Raw genomic sequence first — 17047 nt, 5'->3', positions numbered from 1 at the left:
CGCCTATATTCGCAAACCGAATCAAGCTCATCGCGGGCGCCACGCTCGCCCGCCGAAGGATCCTGTGCATGACAGACGCTACCTCCGGCGCCGAAGACTACGGCGCCGACTCGATCAAGGTGCTCAAGGGCCTCGACGCGGTCCGCAAGCGCCCGGGCATGTATATCGGCGACACCGATGACGGCTCGGGCCTGCACCACATGGTCTACGAGGTGGTCGACAACGCCATCGACGAGGCCCTCGCCGGCCATGCCGACCTCGTCACGGTGACCCTCAACGCCGACGGCTCGGTCACGGTCAGCGACAATGGCCGCGGCATCCCGACCGACATCCACAGCGAGGAAGGCATCTCGGCGGCCGAGGTCATCATGACCCAGCTGCATGCCGGCGGTAAGTTCGACCAGAACTCCTACAAGGTCTCCGGCGGCCTGCACGGCGTCGGCGTCTCCGTGGTCAACGCGCTCTCGGTCTCGCTCAAGCTGCGGATCTGGCGCGGCGGCAAGGAGCATTTCATGGAGTTCCGCCACGGCGAGGCGGTGGCGCCGCTCGCCGTCGTCGGCCCGGCCGGCGACAAGCGCGGCACCGAGGTGACCTTCCTGCCCTCGCAGGAGACCTTCACCATGGTCGAGTTCGACTACAAGACGCTGGAGCACCGGCTGCGCGAGCTCGCCTTCCTGAACTCGGGCGTCCGCATCGTGCTGACCGATGCGCGCCATGCCGAGGTGGTCCGCGAGGAGCTGATGTACGAGGGCGGCGTCGAGGCCTTCGTGCGCTATCTCGACCGGGCGAAGACACCGGTGATCGAGAAGCCGGTCATGCTGAGCGCGGAGAAGGACGGCATCACCGTCGACGTCGCGCTGTGGTGGAACGACAGCTACCACGAGAACGTGCTCTGCTTCACCAACAACATCCCGCAGCGCGACGGCGGCACCCATCTCGCCGGCTTCCGCGCCGCGCTGACGCGCCAGGTCACGGGCTATGCCGAGAGTTCCGGCATCGCCAAGAAGGAGAAGGTCACGCTCACCGGCGACGATTGCCGCGAGGGCCTGACCGCGATCGTCTCGGTCAAGGTGCCCGACCCGAAATTCTCGTCGCAGACCAAGGACAAGCTGGTCTCCTCGGAGGTCCGCCCCGTCGTCGAGAACGTCGTCAACCAGGCGCTCTCGACCTGGCTGGAGGAGCATCCGAACGAGGCCAAGACCATCGTCGGCAAGGTCGCGGAAGCCGCCGCCGCCCGCGAGGCGGCGCGCAAGGCGCGTGACCTCACCCGCCGCAAGGGCGCGCTCGACATCGCCTCGCTCCCCGGCAAGCTCGCCGACTGCCAGGAGCGCGACCCGGCCAAGTCCGAACTCTTCATCGTCGAGGGCGATTCGGCCGGCGGCTCGGCCAAGCAGGGCCGCGCCCGCGAATACCAGGCGGTCCTGCCGCTGCGCGGCAAGATCCTGAACGTCGAGCGGGCGCGCTTCGACAAGATGCTGTCGTCCGACCAGGTCGGCACGCTGATCACCGCGCTCGGCACCGGCATCGGCCGCGACGAGCGGGATTCCGGCGCCTTCAACCTCGAGAAGCTGCGCTACCACAAGATCGTGATCATGACCGACGCGGACGTGGACGGCGCCCATATCCGCACGCTGCTGCTCACCTTCTTCTACCGGCAGATGCCTGAGCTGATCGAGCAGGGCCATCTCTTCATCGCCCAGCCGCCGCTCTACAAGGCGACGCGCGGCAAGTCGCAGACCTATCTCAAGGACGAGCGCGCGCTCGAGGACTATCTGGTCGACGGCGCGCTCGACGGCGCGGTCTTCCGCACCGGCGACGGCAGCGAGCGCGGTGGCGCCGATCTGCGCGCCCTGATCGAGGAGGCCCGCAGCATCCGCCAGACGCTGTCGCAGCTGCACTCGCGCTATGACCGGCGCGTGGTCGAGCAGGCGGCGATCGCCGGGGCGCTGCGGCCGCAGGGCGAGCGCAGCGAAGCCGAGCTCGCCGAGGCGGCGTCTTATGTCGGGCGCCGGCTCGACGCGATCTCCGACGAGCTCGAGCGCGGCTGGGACGGCAAGGCCGCGGATGGCGGCTTCGTCTTCTCGCGGCTGGTGCGCGGCGTGAAGCAGGTCGTCGCCCTCGACTCCGGCCTGCTCGCCAGCGCCGAGGCGCGCAAGCTCGATGCAGCGGCGCCCGCCCTGCAGGAGGCCTATGCCAAGCCGGGCGTGCTCAGCCGCAAGGGCGACGACCATATCGTCAACGGTCCCTCGGACCTGTTCGACGCGGTCAACGCCATCGGCCGCAAGGGCGTGACGCTGCAGCGCTACAAGGGCCTCGGCGAGATGAACCCGGAGCAGCTCTGGGAGACGACGCTCGACCGCGACGTGCGCTCGCTGCTGCGCGTGCGCAACGACCAGAACGACGAGGCCGACGACCTGTTCGTCAAGCTGATGGGCGACGTGGTCGAGCCCCGGCGCGAGTTCATCCAGAACAACGCGCTGAACGCGACCGTCGATACCTGAGCCGGCAGCTGCGGCCCGCCGCGAGGCGGGCCGGTCTCAGAAGCCTTCCGGCAGCGTTCCGCTGCCAAAAAAGTCGGTCTGCCGGGTCTGGCTGTTGATCCCCGAGCGCACATAGGCCGGCCCGCCCTCGCGGGCCGGCGGCAGGCCGAGCTGGAGATCGCCCCGGTCCGGCGGCGGCGCCGTCCGCACCGCGCGGGTGCGGATCGGAGCGGGCTCCGACACGGCCATCGGCTCCTCGCGCGAGACGCAGCCACCCAGCAGGGCGACGAGGAGGGCGGCGACGCCGGAGCGATAGAGAGTCATGGTTCTTCCAGTGCGGGCGGGCCGGCAGCGGGTGCCGGAACAGATCAGCCGCAACCTGCATGACCGGAGCGGTCGGCGCAAGCTCCGGGGCGAGCCTCACCGGTGCGTCAGGCGCCGGTCGACGCGCATCATCAGGGCGTTGCAGGTGACCGCGAAGACGGTGAGCAGCAGGGCGATCGCCATGATCGTATCGATCTGGCCGAGATTGATCGCGCTGGTCAGCAGGAAGCCGAGGCCGCGCTGCGAAGCGAACATCTCGCCGATCAGCACGCCGAGCAGCGTCAGCGAGAAGCCGAGGCGGACGCCTGAGACGATCTCGGGCAGGATCGCCGGCATGATCACGGTGAAGGCGCTCTGCGAGGGCGAGAGCCGCATCACCTGCGAGGTGCGGCGATAGACCGGCTTCATCTGGCGGATCGCGTTCATCGAGAACAGCGTGATCGGGATGAGGCCGTGCATCACGCCGAAGGCGATCTTGGCGGAGATGCCGAGGCCGAAGCAGAGCAGCACCAGCGGATAGAGCACGACCTTGGGGATCGAATAGAGCGTGGTCAGGATCGGCTCGGCGACGTTGCCGGCGAGCCTGCGCACGCCGAGCACGATGCCGAGCGCGATGCCGCCGGCGAGCGAGAGCGCGAAAGCGGCGAGGAAGGCGCGCATCGTCTCGGAGATGTTGAGCCAGAATTCGCCGGTCGCGAGCAGGGAGGCGAGCTTGCCGACGGTCTGCACGGGCGAGGCCAGCGAGGAGGCGCCGACCAGGAGATGCAGGCCCTGCCAGAGCACGAGGATGGCGAGGAGGACGAGGAGGGTGCCGGCGGATCGCGGCATGAGGCTGGTCATGGCGTCACCGCTGCCGGCGCGCCTGCAGGCGCCGGTCGATGCTGTTGAGGAGGGTGTTGACGACGGTGACGACGATGAGGACCAGCAGCATCAGCGCGTACATGGGACCGTTCTCGAACAGGTTGTACGCATAGGCGATGGCATAGCCGACGCCGGCCCCCGAGAGGATGAACTCCGAGGCGATGACGCCGATGAAGGAATAGGCGACCGAGAGCTTCACGCCCGTGAAGAGATAGGGCGTCGCCGCCGGCAATTCGATCAGGAGCGCGGTCCCGAGCCGCGACATCCGGTAGATCTGGCCGGTCTTGCGCAGGACGCGCGGGATGCGGTCGAGCCCGTTCAGCGTCGCGGTGACCATCGAGACGATGGCGAGCAGGACCGCGATGGCGATGATCGAGGCCGAGCCGACGCCGAACAGGGTGATGAAGATCGGATAGAAGACGAAGGTCGGGACGGCGTAGTAGCTCGCCAGCAGCGGCTCGATCGCATCGCGCAGGCCCGGCAGCGAATAGATGATCACGCCGGCCGCGAAGCCGAGAAGGACCGAGAGCACGGTCGAGATCGCGATATTGGTGAAGGTGAGCCGGATATCGGCCGAGTACTGCCCGGAGGCGAGGATCCTGCCGAGCTCGACCACCATCTCCGACGGAGCGATCATCACCATGCGCGGGATGCTGCCGAGGCGGCAGAGCAGCTCAACCAGCAGGATCATCGCGACGACGACGACGACCCGCAGCAGCTTCTCGGACATGGCTCAGCCCTTTCCGGCCGACATGATCTTCAGGGCCTCGACCCTGAGCTTCTCCCAGAGGCGGGCGGTGATGTCGCCGAAATGCGGGGTCGAGACGACGCGGCTGTCGCGGTCCTTCTCCCAGCCGGTCTCGACGAAGTCGATGAAGGTGCCCGGCCTGGTCGACATCACGCCGACCCGGTCGGAGAGCATCGCCGCCTCGTCGAGCGCGTGGGTGATCAGCAGGATGGTCGCCGAAGTCTCGCGCCAGAGCCGGAGCAGTTCGTCGCCCATCAGCAGGCGGGTCTGCTGGTCGAGCGCGCCGAAGGGCTCGTCGAGCAGGATGAGGCGCGGCTGCATCACCAGGGTGCGGGCGATGCAGACGCGCTGGCGCATGCCGCCGGACAGCTGGGCCGGATAGGAGGCCGCGAAATCCTTCAGCCCCATGAAGCCGACGGCATAGTCGACGCGGCGCGCGATCTCGGCCGGATCAACGCCGGCGCGGCGCAGGCCGAAGGCGACATTGTCGCGCACGTTGAGCCAGGGGAAGGAAGCGTCCTCCTGGAAGACGACGCCGACGCCGTCGGGGACGCCCCGCACCGGCTTGCCCTCGAACTCGGCCGTGCCCGATTGCGGAGCGCTCAGGCCGGCGAGGATGTCGAGCAGGGTGGACTTGCCGCAGCCGGACGGGCCGACGACCGAGAAGAACTCGCCCCTGGCGAGGTCGAGGTCGACCGGGCCGAGCGCGTGCAGCGTCGATTTCGGCAGCTCGAAGACCCGGGTGACGCCGCGCAGCCTGGCATGGGCGGGGGCGGCGGCCTGCGGCGCGAGCGGCACGATCCGGGCCCCCGACGCCGCGCTCATTGCTTCGCCTGGAGGTCGGCCGGAAGGTAGGATTTGTCGAGCACGGCCGACCAGTCGACATCGGCCTTGATCTCGCCGATCAGCTTCAGGCCGTCGACCATGCGGTTGAGCTCCTCGAGATTGAACTCGCCCTCGCTCCACATCTTCGGCGGGATCATGTTGTCGACCGCTTCCTTGGCGATGGCCGGCTCGAGCTTGTAGAGCTTCTCGATGATCCTGGCCGTCTCGGCCGGGTCCTTGTAGATCGCCTGCACCCCGGCGCGGCGGCCGGCGATGATCGCCTTGAGCTTGGCGGGGTTCTCCTGCGCGAATTTGCGCGTGGTGATGCCGACCGAGGTCGTCATCGGCTTGAGGACGTCGCCGGCCCTGTAGAGCGTGCGGTACTTGTCCTTGCGGATGATCGAGAGCGGCTCGATCAGCACCGAGCCGACGACGGCGTTCTGCTCGAGCATGGTCAGCGCCGGGACATAGCCGCCGGCGGCGACGCGCTGGACCTTGCCCTGGTCGACGCCCTTCTCGCGCAGCACCATCAGCAGGAGCATTTCCGAGACCGATTTCGGCGAGGTGATCGCGACCTTCTTGCCGGCGAGGTCCTCGACGCCCTTGAGCTCCGAGCCCGGCATGACGACCATCGACGCCTCGGCGACGCTGCGCGTGCCGGTATTGACGATGATCAGGTCGAGCCCCTGCGCCTTGGCGGCGAGCGCGGCCGAGACGGCGACCTCGCCATAGGGGGTCGCGCTGGCGAGGATGTTGCGCACCGTGGTGCCGCCGCCGCCCGAGCCGATGATGCCGGTGATGTCGATGCCGGCCTGCTTGAACAGGCCCTTCTCCATCGCCACCGCATAGGGCGCGCCATACATGCTCGCGCCCCATTGGGTGACGGAGATCTCCTCGGAGCGTACCGGCGCCTGGAGAGCGAGCAGGGCGGCCGCGGCCAGCACCGCGAGGCGATTGAACGGAACCAGGGCAGGCCAGGCAATCATGTCACTCTCCCGTTGCGGCATGCCGCCGATCGTTATCGTTGCAGCAGGCCGGAGGTTCGCGTTCGAATTTCATTTGTATGCAAACAACGATCTCAACGGAGTTCGAGCTTGTCAAGCGATTTGAGATCATGGCCTTGCCGAGCCCGAGGCTCGGCGCGAGAGCGAGACTATAGCGCCCGATCCCGTTCGCAACCGCGAAAACGAAACCGGCTGAAACAGCCGTCAGCGGGGCGAATCCTGGGCAAATCGACGTGCCGGAGCGGGCTGTCGGCGGCACCACCGCAGGGCGGAGGGAGCGCGCGCCGCCCGATCGAGCCGCAATCGGGGCGGCGAACAGAGGGCCGGAGACCTGGCCCGGCGCCATTGTCTCATTTGTATGCAAATGACCAGGAAAGCGGCTCGCCCTGCTTTCGCCAGGACGCAGGCACCCATTGCCGGGCGGACCCGCGCCCCGTGACTCGACTCCGGTGCAACGCTAGGCAACCATAGGTTGCTTAGCTGCGGCACCGACAGCCACAGCGGGGGGATGGTGATGGGGGCTCGACCTTGGCCGCTGGACGGCGCAAGCCGGGAGAACGCGTTCGGGCTGCCCGACGAGATCGCCTTTCTGGCCGATCACGGCGTGCCGATGGCGCGCCTGCTGGAGGCCGCCCGACTCGCGGAGCGGATCGGCGTCCCGCCGAGCCGGCAGGTGATCGCATCGGGCCTCGTCTCCGAGGTCTATTTCTACCGGGCACTGGCCGCCGAGCTGCAGCTTCGCTTCCAACCTCAGCCACCGCCTCTGCAGCCCGGCGGCGAGATCGCTTCGATCCTGCGCGAGGGGCTGGTCACCGCCTGTCCCAGCCCGGGCAACCCGCGACGCTTCATCGCCGCGCCGCCGCCCGGACGCGCCCTGCGGCGCTTCCTCGCGGCCGGCGCTCGTGCGCGCCGGGACGTCGTCGTGCTGGCGCCGTCGGCCCTGGCCGCCGGAGTGCGGCGGATCAACGCCGGGGCGCTGGCCAGGGAAGCGGCCTGGCTCGACGAGGCCGGCCTGCGGCGCTTCAGCGCCCGGACCGGCCCGAGCCGGGTCCAGAAGGCCCTGGCCTTCGCGCTGCTCGGCGGCCTCCTGCTGCTCGGCATCGTCGCGCCGGCGGCCGCGCTGATCGCGATCGCCGTCACGCTCGGCCCGCTCTTCCTCGCCGCCGTGCTCCTGCGCCTGGCCGCGGCCATGGAGAAGCCTGCGCCCGATCCGTGGCGGACGCATCGCTGGCAGCTCGATGACGGCCGTCTGCCGGTCTACACCGTCGCAGTCCCGCTCTTCGGCGAGGAGGCGGTGCTCGACCAGCTGATCGATGCCCTCGCGGCGATCGACTACCCGCCTGCCAAGCTCGATATCCGCATCCTGGTCGAGGACGTCGACCTCGGGCTGCGCCGCGCGCTCGCGGCCCGCATGCTGCCGCCCTTCATCGAGGTGATGGTCGTGCCGCCCGGCCAGCCTCAGACCAAGCCGCGGGCCCTCAACCTCGCACTGGCCGAGGCACGGGGCGAGCTGTTCACCATCTTCGACGCGGAGGACATTCCCGATCCGCGCCAGCTGCGGCTGGCCGCCGCCCGCTTCCTGCGTTCGGACGACGATCTCGTCTGCCTGCAGGCCCATCTCGTCGTCGACAATACCGAGGACAGCTGGCTCACCGGCTGCTTCGCTCTCGAATATGCCGGGCTGTTCGACGTCTTCAACCCGGGCCTGCTGCAATCCGGCCTGCCGATCATGCTCGGCGGGACGTCGAACCATTTCCGGACCGCGGCCTTGCGGCGCGTCGGCGGCTGGGACCCGTGGAACGTCACCGAGGATGCCGATATCGGCTTCCGGCTGGTGCGGACCGGCGGCTACATGGCCGACCTGCCGTCGCGCACGCTGGAGGAGGCGCCGGCGACGCTGCGCGCCTGGCTGAAGCAGCGCCGGCGCTGGCACAAGGGCTATCTGCAGACCGCGATCAGCCATCTGCTGGCGCCGCGGCGGCTGCTGCGGGAGGCCGGCCCGGCCGCGACGCTCACCTTCCTGGCGCTGGTGCTCGGCACCCTGTTCAGCACGCTCGGCTATCCGTTCTTCATCGCGGCGACCCTCGCCGCCTGGCTCGAGGGCTCGCTGTTCACGACCGAAAGCCTGCCCGGCGCGCTGCTGTCATCGCTGGCGCTCGTGCTCGCCGGCACCGGCACCTGCACCGTCTTCCTCCTGCCCGCGCTCGGCGCCTGGCGGCGCGGCACGCCCGATCTGTGGCGCTGGCTGCCGCTCCTGCCCGCCTACCACCTGCTGACCTCGCTCGCGGCGTGGCTCGCCCTGTACGACTACGGCAGGCGCCGCTTCGCCTGGAACAAGACCATGCACGGCCTCGCCCGCTCCTCACGCTATCGCGATATACGAGCTAGAGGTGACGCAGCCACTCCTGCGCCGCCTCGGCCGGCGGGCGCTCGATATTGAAGGCGCCGACGAAGCCGCCGTTCCTGTCCATCAGATAGACGAGGGCGGTGTGGTCCATGGTGTAGTCGCCGTCCTTGAGCGGGACCTTGCGGGCATAGGCACGATAGGCCTTGATCGTGGCGTCGATCGCGGCGCGGTCCCCGGTCAAGCCGACGATGCGCGAATCGAAGGAGCCGAGATAGCTCTTCATCGTCTCGGCCGTGTCGCGCTCCGGATCGACCGTGATGAAGAGCGCCTTCAGCCTGTCGCCCTTGCTCCCGGCCGCGCGCAGCACCTCGGAGATCTCGAACAGCTTGGTCGGGCAGATGTCGGGACAATGGGTGAAGCCGAAGAAGACCAGGAAGGGTGCGCCGCGCAGATCCTTGTCGGTCAGGGTCGTGCCGTCCGAGGTGGTGAGGGAGAACGGGCCGCCGACGCTGGAGGTCTGTCCGTCCTGGCGGGAGGGCGGCGCGAAGGTGATGAAGGCCGCTGCGGCAAGCGCGGCGGCACCGAGCAGGAAGACCAGCAGAGGCAGAAGCAGGCGGCGGTTCACGACAGATCCTCGGGCTCGGACGAAACGCCGCTCAGAAGCAGGCGAGGAGCGCTGCGATCAGGCCGTCGGTGAACAGCCGGTCGCCCTCGCGCCACCAGAGCAGCAGGCCTGCCGCCAGCAGCAGCCCGACGCCACCGGCGAGAAGCCAGAGGCCGAGCCGGGGAGCCGGGGCTGCCTCCTGCGTCCCGATCTGCGGAGATGCGCTCATGGGGTGCAATCTAGCGCCGCTGACGGGCGGCCGGAAGCTGCGTTCGTGCCGCAGGGACATGCGGCAGGTCGCGGAGCGGACGACGCCGGAGGATTTTGGAGCGGGCGATCGGGATCGAACCGACGACATTCAGCTTGGGAAGCTGACGTTCTACCACTGAACTACGCCCGCGCTCCTGCCCGTATAGCCGGGCGGAGCGGCCGGCGGCAAGCCGGTCATGCAGAGATTTCCGCCTGGGCGGCGGAACCGCGCCGGACCCCTGTCGTCCGGCGCAGCTCCGTTCGGAAGCTGGATGCCTTACCAGCAGCCGTAATAGCCGCAGCCATAGTAGCCGTAATGGCGGCGCGAGGACGCCGCGATGACGGCGCCGCCGACCGCGCCGGCGACGACGCCGGCGGCGACCGCGTTGCTCGCTTGGGCATTCGAGCGGCGGAAGCTCTGGAAGACCTCGCTGCGGCAGCGCTCGAAGGCGCGGGTGCCGGGCTTGTGGCCGGCATCGATGCAGACGGTGTCGGCTTCCGCGGCCGATTGCTCGACGGTCTGGCAGCCGCCGAGAGCGGCGGCGAGGACACCGGCGATGATGAGGGCGCGCATGAAAAATCCTTTCCCTGTAGACGTTGGCCACGAAAGCCAGTGAGCGGAAGGCGGTCGACTGCCTTCCGCCGGTGACACAAGCATGAACCCGCCGCAGGCCAGAGGCCGGCGCCGTCCTCCGCGCTTGCTGCCATCTGACACGGAATCGCCATCTTGTCGCCCCGAACCTTGCCGTACCGGCAGGCTTTCGGGACCGCGGACGCCATTTTCGGCTAATGGGAGGTTGATCCGGCCGCGCCTGGCACGGAGCCCGATCCGATCATGCCGGGCCGGTAGGCCACCCGGCTGGCCGCTCAGGGCGAGCGGAAATGCTTGGAGAGCTTCAGCGCCTGGCCCTGATAGTTCGATGTGCCGATCGCGCCGTAGAGAGCGTCGGGCTCGGCGGCCATGCGTTCGAAAGCGAGGCGCCCGACGACCTGTCCATCCTCGAGCAGGAAGGGAACCTCGTGGCTCCTGACCTCGAGCACGCCACGGCTGCCGGGCACGCCGCCGGTTCCGACGCCGAAGCCCGGATCGAAAAAGCCGGCATAATGCACGCGGAACTCGCCCATGGCCGGGTCGATCGGCGCCATCTCGGCGGCGAACCCAGGCGGGATGTGAATCCGCTCCTTCGAGACGAGGATGTAGAACTGGTGCGGATCGAGGATGAGCCGCTTGCGCCGGGCCGGGATCGGCGTCCAGAAATCGTCGATCTCATAGGCGCCGATCCGGTCGACATCGATCACGTCGGTGAAGCGCTGCGCCTGATAGCCGATGATCTCTCCCTCGGCGTCGCCGAGATGGATGCTGAAGATCAGGCCGTTGCGGATCGTCGCGGGACCGTCGACAAGCGGCGTGCGACGATGAACCTCGCGCAATTCGCGATCGGAGACGCGAAAGCCCTCGGCCTCCTCCTGCCCGGATCCGCGGCGGCGAAAGCGCAGCTGGTTGAGGCGGCTGCCCTTGCGGACCTTGATCGAGAAGCTCGACGGCGAGATCTCGGCGTAGAGCTTGCCGGAATAGCCGCCGGCGACGCTGTCGAAGGCCTCGCTATGGTCGGCGATCAGGCGGGTGAAGACGTCGAGCCGCCCGGTCGAGCTCTTCGGATTGGCGAAGGCGGAGATGGTCGCCGGCAATTCATGCAGGGATTCCATCAGCTCGACGACATAGACGCAGTTCTTCTCGAGGATCGCGCCCTCCTCGAGCGAGACCTCGTCCTGGGTCAATTCGGCGAGCATCTGGGCCACGCTCTTGTGCGGCCCGGGCAGGAAGCTGGCGCGCACGCGATAGGCCTTGTGGCCGAGCCGCAGGTCGAGGCTCGCCGGCTGGTACTGGCTCTCGGCGAAGGCGCCCGAGGTCGAGCGGACCATGCCGCGATGGACGAGCTCGCGGATGTCCTGGCGCGGCAGAACGCCGGAGGGGCCGGCGAGCGGGGCCGGCGCGTCCGCGATCTCGGCCAGCATGTCGGGCGATGTCGCCATGGCGCTATCAGACCACCTTCAGCAATGCGGCGCAAAGCCGGCCTCCGGGCCGCCGCGAGATTGATCGTCCTTCTTGCCGCGCCGGGACGCGGCTGGCGAGTCCGGCGTCGCGTTGTCCACATGCCTGCCCGCGTTCCCGCCGGCGAGCGGGCGAGCCACGGCCGGCATTGACGCTGCGCCGGAGCACGCTCTAACAAGGCCGTCCCGCCGCACCGGCGCGAGCCATGCGGAGGCGGCACGGAGCCGCGAACATGTACCAGGCCGAAACGCACGGCGTGCGCGTCACCGCCTCGCCCAAGTTCATGGACAGCGAATCCACGCCCGATCAGGGCCGCTATTTCTGGGCCTACACGATCGAGATCGAGAATCGCTCGCAGCGCACCGTGCAGCTGATGACGCGCCATTGGGTGATCACCGACGGCCGCGGCGAGGTGCACGAGGTCCGCGGCGACGGCGTCATCGGCCAGCAGCCGGTGCTGCAGCCGGGCGAGCGCTTCAGCTACACTTCCGGCTGCCCGCTGATGACGCCAGACGGCAGCATGCGCGGCTTCTACGCCATGCTCGGCGAGGACGGCACGATCTTCGATGTCGAGGTGCCGCTCTTTCCGCTCGATTCGCCCTATGTGAAGAAGGTCCTGCATTGACTACCGCAACACCGACCGGGCAGCGCTACCAGCCGCTCGACATGCTCGCCCGCCTCGTCGCCTTCGACACGGTGAGCCACAAATCCAATCTCGAGCTGATCGCCTTCGTCGAGGATTACCTCGCAGGCTGGGGCGTGCCCTCGGTGCGCTTCCCCAATGCGAGCGGCGACAAGGCGGCGCTCTTTGCCACGATCGGCCCGCAGGGCAAGGGCGGCATCGTGCTCTCCGGCCATACCGACGTCGTGCCGGTGGAGGGCCAGGCCTGGTCCCGCGATCCGTTCACGCTCCATATCGAGGACGGCCGGGCCTATGGCCGCGGATCCGTCGATATGAAGGGCTTCGTCGCGCTGGCCCTGGCGCTGGTGCCGGATTTCCTGGCGGCCAAGCTCAGCACGCCGATCCACCTGTTCTTCTCCTATGACGAGGAGGTGACCTGCCTCGGCGTCGTCGACGGCATCGCCGCCATGGGCAGGAGCCTGCCGAAGCCGCGCGCCGTGATCGTCGGCGAGCCGACCTCGCTCGAGCTCGCCGACGCGCACAAGGGCATCCGCACCTTCTTCACCACGGTCACCGGTTTCGCCGCGCATTCCTCGAAGCCGCATCTCGGCGCGAGCGCGGTCCATGCCGGCACCCGGCTCGCCGCCGGCCTCGTCGCCATGGCCGACGAGCGCGAGGGCCGCATCGACGCGAGCGGCCGGTTCGACCCGCCCTACGACACCGTCCATATCGGCAAGTTCCATGGCGGCATCGCCCGCAACATCCTGGCCGATCGCTGCGATCTGGCCTGGGAGGTGCGCACCCTGCCGGGCTCCGACCCCGAGGAGGTGCCGGCCCGCTTCGCCGCGCTGTCGCAGGAGGTGCTGGCGCGGATGCGCAGGACCGCGCCCTCGGCCGCGATCGAGACGGTGATGAGCTCGGACGTGCCCGGCCTCGCCCCGGACCCGGGCTCGGAGGCCGAGCGGCTGGCGATGCGGCTCGCCGGACGCAACCGCACCATCGCCGTCGCCTACGCCACCGAGGCCGGGCATTTCCAGCGCGCGGGCCTGCCGACCATCGTCTGCGGCCCCGGCTCGATCGATCAGGCGCACCAGCCCGACGAATTCATCACGCTGGAGCAGTTCGCCGCCGGCGAGGCGTTCATGCGGCGCCTGATGGAGGAATGCCGGGTAGGGTAGAGCGTCATTCTCGGCGGAGCGCAGCGCAGACCCGAGAATCTACCGCCAAGAGCGCGCCAATCCGCGCCTCCTCCGGCCTGAGATGCTCGGGTCGAGCCCGAGCATGACGCGCGCCTATTGTTCGGCCGTGATCTCCGCCTCGACCTCGGCCGGATCGAAGTCGTAGCGGCGCGAGCAGAACTCGCAGGTCACCCCGAGCGTGCCGTCATCGGCGATCATCGCCTGGCGGTCATCGGCGGAGAAGCCTCTGAGCATGCCGAGCACGCGCTCGCGCGAGCAGCGGCAGGCCTCGTGCACCGCGACGGGCTCGAAGACATGCGCGCCGCGCTCGTGGAAGAGCCGGTAGAGCAGGCGCTCGCTTTCCAGCAGCGGATCGAGCAGCTCGTGATGCTCGATCGTCTCGACCAGCGAGCGCGCCTCCGTCCAGGCGTCGTCGCTGACGCCGTCATCGTCGCCGGCGGCGAGGATCTCATGGCCCTCCGGCGCGTCGCCGGGATGGAGATCGGCGGCACGCATGCGCTCGGGCGAGTTCGGCATGAACTGCACGATCACCCCGCCGGCGCGCCAGGCGAGGCCGGCGCCGGTGAGGACGCTGCCGACGCCGAGACGGATCCGGCTCGGAATCTGCTCGGACTGGCGGAAATATTGATGGCCGGCCTCGTCCAGCCCCTGGCCGTCGAGGGCGACGATGCCCTGATAGCGCGTCGCCTCCGAGCCCTGGTCGACGGTCATGGCGAGATGGCCCTTGCCGAGCAATTCGCCGGTCGAGAGCGCATTGTCGTCCATCGCCGCCGCGAGCCGGTCGGCGTCGTAGCGGGCCATGGCGCGGTAATTGTCGGGCGCGACGAAATCGACGACCAGCATCGGCACCGGGCCGTCGCTCTTGGTTTGGAGCTGGAAGCGGCCCTCGCCCTTGAGCGTGCTGCCGAGCATGACGGTCAGCGCCGCGGCCTCGGCGAGGACGCGCGCGACCGGCTCGGGATAGTGATGCCGCTCCAGGATCCGGTCGAGCGAGGGGCCGAGCCTGACGACCCGGCCGCGAACGTCCAGTGCCGGGACCGTGAAAGGCAGGACCCGGTCGTCGGGCGCGCCGGCCGGCGAGGCGCCGGCCATCAGGCCGCCACCGCGCCGAAGCACCAGGCCAGGATGCCCTTCTGGGCATGCAGCCGGTTCTCGGCTTCGTCGAAGACCGCCGATTGCGGGCCGTCCATGACCTCGTCGGTCACTTCCTCGCCGCGCGTCGCCGGCAGGCAGTGCATGAAGATCGCGTCCGTCCCGGCGCGGCCGAGCAGGCGCTCGTCGACCTGATAGGGCCGCAGCAGATTGTGGCGCGTGCCTTCCTCGTCGCCCATCGAGACCCAGCAATCGGTGATGACGCAGTCGGCGCCCTCGACGGCGGCCTCGGGGCGGGTCGTCAGCTGCAGCCGGGCGCCCTGCTTGCGGGCCCAGTCGAGCAGGGCCGGCGGAGGCGCGAGCTCCTCCGGCGTCGCGATGGCGAGCTCGAAATCGAGCCGGCCGGCGGCGTGGACCCAGGAGGTCAGGACGTTGTTGGTGTCGCCGGTCCAGGCGATGCGCTTGCCCTTGATCGGGCCCTTGCGCTCCTCGAAGGTCATGACGTCGGCCATGACCTGGCAGGGATGCTGGCGCTTGGTGAGGCCGTTGATCACCGGAACCGTGGCGTATTTCGCCATCTCGACCACGGCGTCGTGATCGAGCATGCGGATCATGATCGCATCGACATAGCGCGAGAGCACGCGCGCCGTGTCGGCGATGGTCTCGCGCTCGCCGAGCTCGATCTCCTGCCCGGTGACCATCATCGGCGAGCCGCCGAGCTCGCGGATGCCGACGTCGAAGGAGACGCGGGTCCGGAGCGAGGGCTGCTCGAAGATCATGGCGACGACCTTGCCCTCGAGCAGGCGGTCGCCGGCGGCCGCGGGCGTGCGCCGGCGCGCCTTGATGTCCTCGCCGGCCTTGAGGATGGCGCGGAGCTCTCCGGCGGAGAAATCCGAGAGATCGAGAAAGTGACGCGTCGCAGTCATCGTCTTCACTCCGCCGCCGGCCGGGCGAGCGCTGCCTCGACCGCCCCCGCAGCCTTGTCGAGCCGGGCCACCGCTTCGGCCACCTCGCCCTCGCCGATGATCAGCGGCGGCAGCAGGCGAACGACATTGTCGCCGGCCGCGACCACCAGCAGGCCGGCGGCCCGGGCCTGGGCGACGAAATCGGTGTTCGGCGTCTTCAGCTTGAGGCCGAGCATCAGCCCCTCGCCGCGGATCTCCTCGATCACCTGCGGATGCTGATCCTTGAGCTGGGCGAGCGACTGGCGCAGGCGCAGCGCCGTCTTCTGGACATGCTCGAGGAAGCCCGGCGCCAGCACGACATCGAGCACGGCGTTGCCGACCGCCATGGCGAGCGGGTTGCCGCCGAAGGTGGTGCCGTGCGTGCCGAGCGTCATGCCGGCGGCCGCCTCCTCGGTGGCGAGGCAGGCGCCCATCGGGAAGCCGCCGCCGATGCCCTTGGCGATCGACATGATGTCGGGGGCGACGCCGGAATGCTCATAGGCGAAGAACTTGCCGGTACGGCCGACGCCGGTCTGGATCTCGTCGAAGATCAGGAGCAGGCCGTGCTCGTCGCAGAGCTCGCGCAGGCGCTTGAGGACGCGCACCGGCACGGCGCGCAGGCCGCCCTCGCCCTGGATCGGCTCGATCATCAGCGCCGCGGTCTCCGGGCCGATCGCGGCCGTCAGCGCCGCCTCGTCGTCGAACGGCACCTGATCGAAGCCCTCGACCTTCGGGCCGAAGCCCTCGATGTATTTCTGCTGGCCGCCGGCGGCGATGGTCGCGAGCGTGCGGCCATGGAAGGCGCCTTCGAAGGTGACGATCCGGTAGCGCTCGGGATGGCCCTTCGCGGCATGGTACTTGCGCGCCATCTTGATCGCGCACTCGTTCGCCTCGGCGCCCGAATTGGTGAAGAAGACGCGGCTCGCGAAGGTCGCCTCGCAGAGCCGGCGCGCGAGCCGCTCGCCCTCCGGCATCGTGTAGAGGTTCGAGGTGTGCCAGATGCGCTGCGCCTGGGCAGTCAGCGCCTCGACCAGATGCGGATGGGCGTGGCCGAGCGCGTTGACGGCGATGCCGGCGCCGAAATCGAGATAGCGCTGGCCGTCGGCGGCGATCGCCCACGGCCCCTCGCCACGCTCGAAGGCGACGGGCGCCCTCGCATAGGTCGGCAGGAGAACGGAAGAAGCGGGAAGGGTGCTCATCGAGCGGAATCCTTGCGGCGAGACAGGGAGGAAGCGCGGAACCTCAGATCGGGAACGGAAATGCGGGGCGTCGGCGGCACAGTGCCGGCATGATGCGACCCGCCGGCGACATTATCGTCGCTGGCCGTTCCCGCCGTCTCGTCGCGCGTCAAGCCGCATCGATGGAAAATCCCGATCGCTTAAAAACATAAGCGCCGCCCCTTGGGGCGGCTGCACCCGGCAACTATGCAAAACCGGCCCGCCCCTGTCAATTGCGCCCGGCTGCCGACGCGGCTCTTCCGGACGACGAGGCCGGTCGCGCAGCGACGGCGATGACCTTCCGGCAGCGTTGCCGAATAGACTCACCGGCGCGCCGTCTGCGGCGATTGGCTGGGGAAAAGCCGGATTACGATTCGCCGACTCTTGTGGCGGAGTCAGGCCATCTTGTATGGTCCTTTTCGTCAGATACGACATCTCGTGCGGCGTCTCCAGTATCGTCAGTCCCGGGCGTAACGGC

The 17047-nt window shown here is 69.1% G+C and carries 16 protein-coding genes and 1 tRNA gene; 4 read left to right on the top strand and 13 right to left on the bottom strand.

The window, feature by feature from the left end; translation table 11 throughout:
• The first annotated feature begins 68 nt into the window (after positions 1-68).
• Positions 69-2501: a DNA topoisomerase (ATP-hydrolyzing) subunit B gene (gene gyrB, locus CS1GBM4_RS05580; protein ID WP_186417693.1), complete on the top strand. Its 2433-nt coding sequence runs from the start codon at positions 69-71 to the stop codon at positions 2499-2501.
• A 36-nt stretch (positions 2502-2537) separates the two neighbouring features.
• On the opposite strand, the gene CS1GBM4_RS05575 is transcribed toward gyrB, so the two are convergent.
• From CS1GBM4_RS05575 to CS1GBM4_RS05555, 5 genes are all read right to left on the bottom strand, one after another.
• On the bottom strand, positions 2538-2804 hold the full coding sequence (locus CS1GBM4_RS05575) for a hypothetical protein (RefSeq protein ID WP_186417692.1): 267 nt from the start codon (positions 2802-2804) through the stop codon (positions 2538-2540).
• Positions 2805-2900: 96 nt separating this feature from the next.
• Positions 2901-3644, bottom strand: coding sequence for an ABC transporter permease subunit (locus CS1GBM4_RS05570; protein ID WP_210201534.1), 744 nt, complete (start codon positions 3642-3644; stop codon positions 2901-2903).
• Between the two features lie 4 nt (positions 3645-3648).
• Positions 3649-4395 carry an ABC transporter permease subunit gene (locus tag CS1GBM4_RS05565; protein WP_186417691.1) on the bottom strand — a complete coding sequence of 249 codons (747 nt, stop codon included), beginning with the start codon at positions 4393-4395 and terminating at the stop codon, positions 3649-3651.
• Positions 4396-4398: 3 nt separating this feature from the next.
• Positions 4399-5238 carry an ABC transporter ATP-binding protein gene (locus CS1GBM4_RS05560; RefSeq protein ID WP_186417690.1) on the bottom strand — a complete coding sequence of 280 codons (840 nt, stop codon included), beginning with the start codon at positions 5236-5238 and terminating at the stop codon, positions 4399-4401.
• A complete protein-coding gene (locus CS1GBM4_RS05555; protein ID WP_186417689.1) occupies positions 5235-6224 on the bottom strand; it encodes an ABC transporter substrate-binding protein in 990 nt (329 codons plus the stop codon). The genes CS1GBM4_RS05560 and CS1GBM4_RS05555 overlap by 4 nt, the downstream gene beginning before the upstream one ends.
• Before the next feature lie 532 nt (positions 6225-6756).
• Between CS1GBM4_RS05555 and CS1GBM4_RS05550 the strand changes: the two genes are divergently transcribed.
• Entirely contained in the window at positions 6757-8682 is a 1926-nt protein-coding gene (locus tag CS1GBM4_RS05550) for a glycosyltransferase family 2 protein (RefSeq protein WP_186417688.1), read from the top strand.
• Here CS1GBM4_RS05550 and CS1GBM4_RS05545 read toward each other — a convergent pair.
• From CS1GBM4_RS05545 to CS1GBM4_RS05525, 5 genes are all read right to left on the bottom strand, one after another.
• Positions 8627-9214: an SCO family protein gene (locus CS1GBM4_RS05545; protein WP_186417687.1), complete on the bottom strand. Its 588-nt coding sequence runs from the start codon at positions 9212-9214 to the stop codon at positions 8627-8629. The two genes, CS1GBM4_RS05550 and CS1GBM4_RS05545, sit on opposite strands and share 56 nt — an antisense overlap.
• A gap of 31 nt (positions 9215-9245) precedes the next feature.
• Positions 9246-9422 carry a hypothetical protein gene (locus tag CS1GBM4_RS05540; protein WP_186417686.1) on the bottom strand — a complete coding sequence of 59 codons (177 nt, stop codon included), beginning with the start codon at positions 9420-9422 and terminating at the stop codon, positions 9246-9248.
• Between the two features lie 96 nt (positions 9423-9518).
• A tRNA-Gly gene (locus tag CS1GBM4_RS05535) sits at positions 9519-9593 on the bottom strand.
• 126 nt (positions 9594-9719) lie between these two features.
• Entirely contained in the window at positions 9720-10016 is a 297-nt protein-coding gene (locus CS1GBM4_RS05530) for a hypothetical protein (protein WP_186417685.1), read from the bottom strand.
• A gap of 293 nt (positions 10017-10309) precedes the next feature.
• Positions 10310-11476, bottom strand: a complete 1167-nt coding sequence (locus CS1GBM4_RS05525) for a 2'-deoxycytidine 5'-triphosphate deaminase (RefSeq protein ID WP_280177679.1) — start codon at positions 11474-11476, stop codon at positions 10310-10312.
• Between the two features lie 251 nt (positions 11477-11727).
• On the opposite strand from CS1GBM4_RS05525, the gene apaG reads away from it, so the two are divergent.
• Together apaG and argE are read left to right on the top strand one after the other, a co-directional pair.
• The gene (gene apaG / locus CS1GBM4_RS05520) at positions 11728-12120 is read left to right on the top strand and encodes a Co2+/Mg2+ efflux protein ApaG (protein WP_186417684.1); all 393 of its coding nucleotides are present in this window, start codon (positions 11728-11730) and stop codon (positions 12118-12120) included.
• A complete protein-coding gene (argE, locus tag CS1GBM4_RS05515; protein WP_280177678.1) occupies positions 12117-13295 on the top strand; it encodes an acetylornithine deacetylase in 1179 nt (392 codons plus the stop codon). Before apaG ends, argE begins: the two co-directional genes overlap by 4 nt.
• A gap of 114 nt (positions 13296-13409) precedes the next feature.
• Here the strand turns inward: argE and CS1GBM4_RS05510 are convergent, their stop codons facing one another.
• The 3 genes from CS1GBM4_RS05510 to CS1GBM4_RS05500 are packed head-to-tail and all read right to left on the bottom strand — an operon-like array spanning position 13410 to position 16551.
• Positions 13410-14408, bottom strand: coding sequence for an Hsp33 family molecular chaperone (locus CS1GBM4_RS05510; RefSeq protein WP_186417683.1), 999 nt, complete (start codon positions 14406-14408; stop codon positions 13410-13412).
• Positions 14408-15334 carry an ornithine carbamoyltransferase gene (gene argF, locus CS1GBM4_RS05505; RefSeq protein WP_186417682.1) on the bottom strand — a complete coding sequence of 309 codons (927 nt, stop codon included), beginning with the start codon at positions 15332-15334 and terminating at the stop codon, positions 14408-14410. Before argF ends, CS1GBM4_RS05510 begins: the two co-directional genes overlap by 1 nt.
• A 5-nt stretch (positions 15335-15339) precedes the next feature.
• Complete coding sequence (locus CS1GBM4_RS05500; protein ID WP_186417681.1) at positions 15340-16551, bottom strand: aspartate aminotransferase family protein; 1212 nt, start codon at positions 16549-16551, stop codon at positions 15340-15342.
• Positions 16552-17047 lie beyond the last annotated feature (496 nt).

This window comes from Allobosea sp. CS1GBMeth4 (assembly GCF_900185715.1).
GTDB lineage: Bacteria > Pseudomonadota > Alphaproteobacteria > Rhizobiales > Beijerinckiaceae > Allobosea.
Note: the sequence above shows the minus strand (reverse complement) of the source record. Positions and strands in the feature narration are given on the sequence as shown.

Coding starts and splice junctions, on each gene's coding strand:
- gyrB (WP_186417693.1), top strand. CDS start 69: ATGACAGACGCTACCTCCGGCGCCGAAGACTACGGCGCCGACTCGATC.
- CS1GBM4_RS05575 (WP_186417692.1), bottom strand. CDS start 2,804: ATGACTCTCTATCGCTCCGGCGTCGCCGCCCTCCTCGTCGCCCTGCTG.
- CS1GBM4_RS05570 (WP_210201534.1), bottom strand. CDS start 3,644: ATGACCAGCCTCATGCCGCGATCCGCCGGCACCCTCCTCGTCCTCCTC.
- CS1GBM4_RS05565 (WP_186417691.1), bottom strand. CDS start 4,395: ATGTCCGAGAAGCTGCTGCGGGTCGTCGTCGTCGTCGCGATGATCCTG.
- CS1GBM4_RS05560 (WP_186417690.1), bottom strand. CDS start 5,238: ATGAGCGCGGCGTCGGGGGCCCGGATCGTGCCGCTCGCGCCGCAGGCC.
- CS1GBM4_RS05555 (WP_186417689.1), bottom strand. CDS start 6,224: ATGATTGCCTGGCCTGCCCTGGTTCCGTTCAATCGCCTCGCGGTGCTG.
- CS1GBM4_RS05550 (WP_186417688.1), top strand. CDS start 6,757: ATGGGGGCTCGACCTTGGCCGCTGGACGGCGCAAGCCGGGAGAACGCG.
- CS1GBM4_RS05540 (WP_186417686.1), bottom strand. CDS start 9,422: ATGAGCGCATCTCCGCAGATCGGGACGCAGGAGGCAGCCCCGGCTCCC.
- CS1GBM4_RS05530 (WP_186417685.1), bottom strand. CDS start 10,016: ATGCGCGCCCTCATCATCGCCGGTGTCCTCGCCGCCGCTCTCGGCGGC.
- CS1GBM4_RS05525 (WP_280177679.1), bottom strand. CDS start 11,476: ATGGCGACATCGCCCGACATGCTGGCCGAGATCGCGGACGCGCCGGCC.
- apaG (WP_186417684.1), top strand. CDS start 11,728: ATGTACCAGGCCGAAACGCACGGCGTGCGCGTCACCGCCTCGCCCAAG.
- CS1GBM4_RS05510 (WP_186417683.1), bottom strand. CDS start 14,408: ATGGCCGGCGCCTCGCCGGCCGGCGCGCCCGACGACCGGGTCCTGCCT.
- argF (WP_186417682.1), bottom strand. CDS start 15,334: ATGACTGCGACGCGTCACTTTCTCGATCTCTCGGATTTCTCCGCCGGA.
- CS1GBM4_RS05500 (WP_186417681.1), bottom strand. CDS start 16,551: ATGAGCACCCTTCCCGCTTCTTCCGTTCTCCTGCCGACCTATGCGAGG.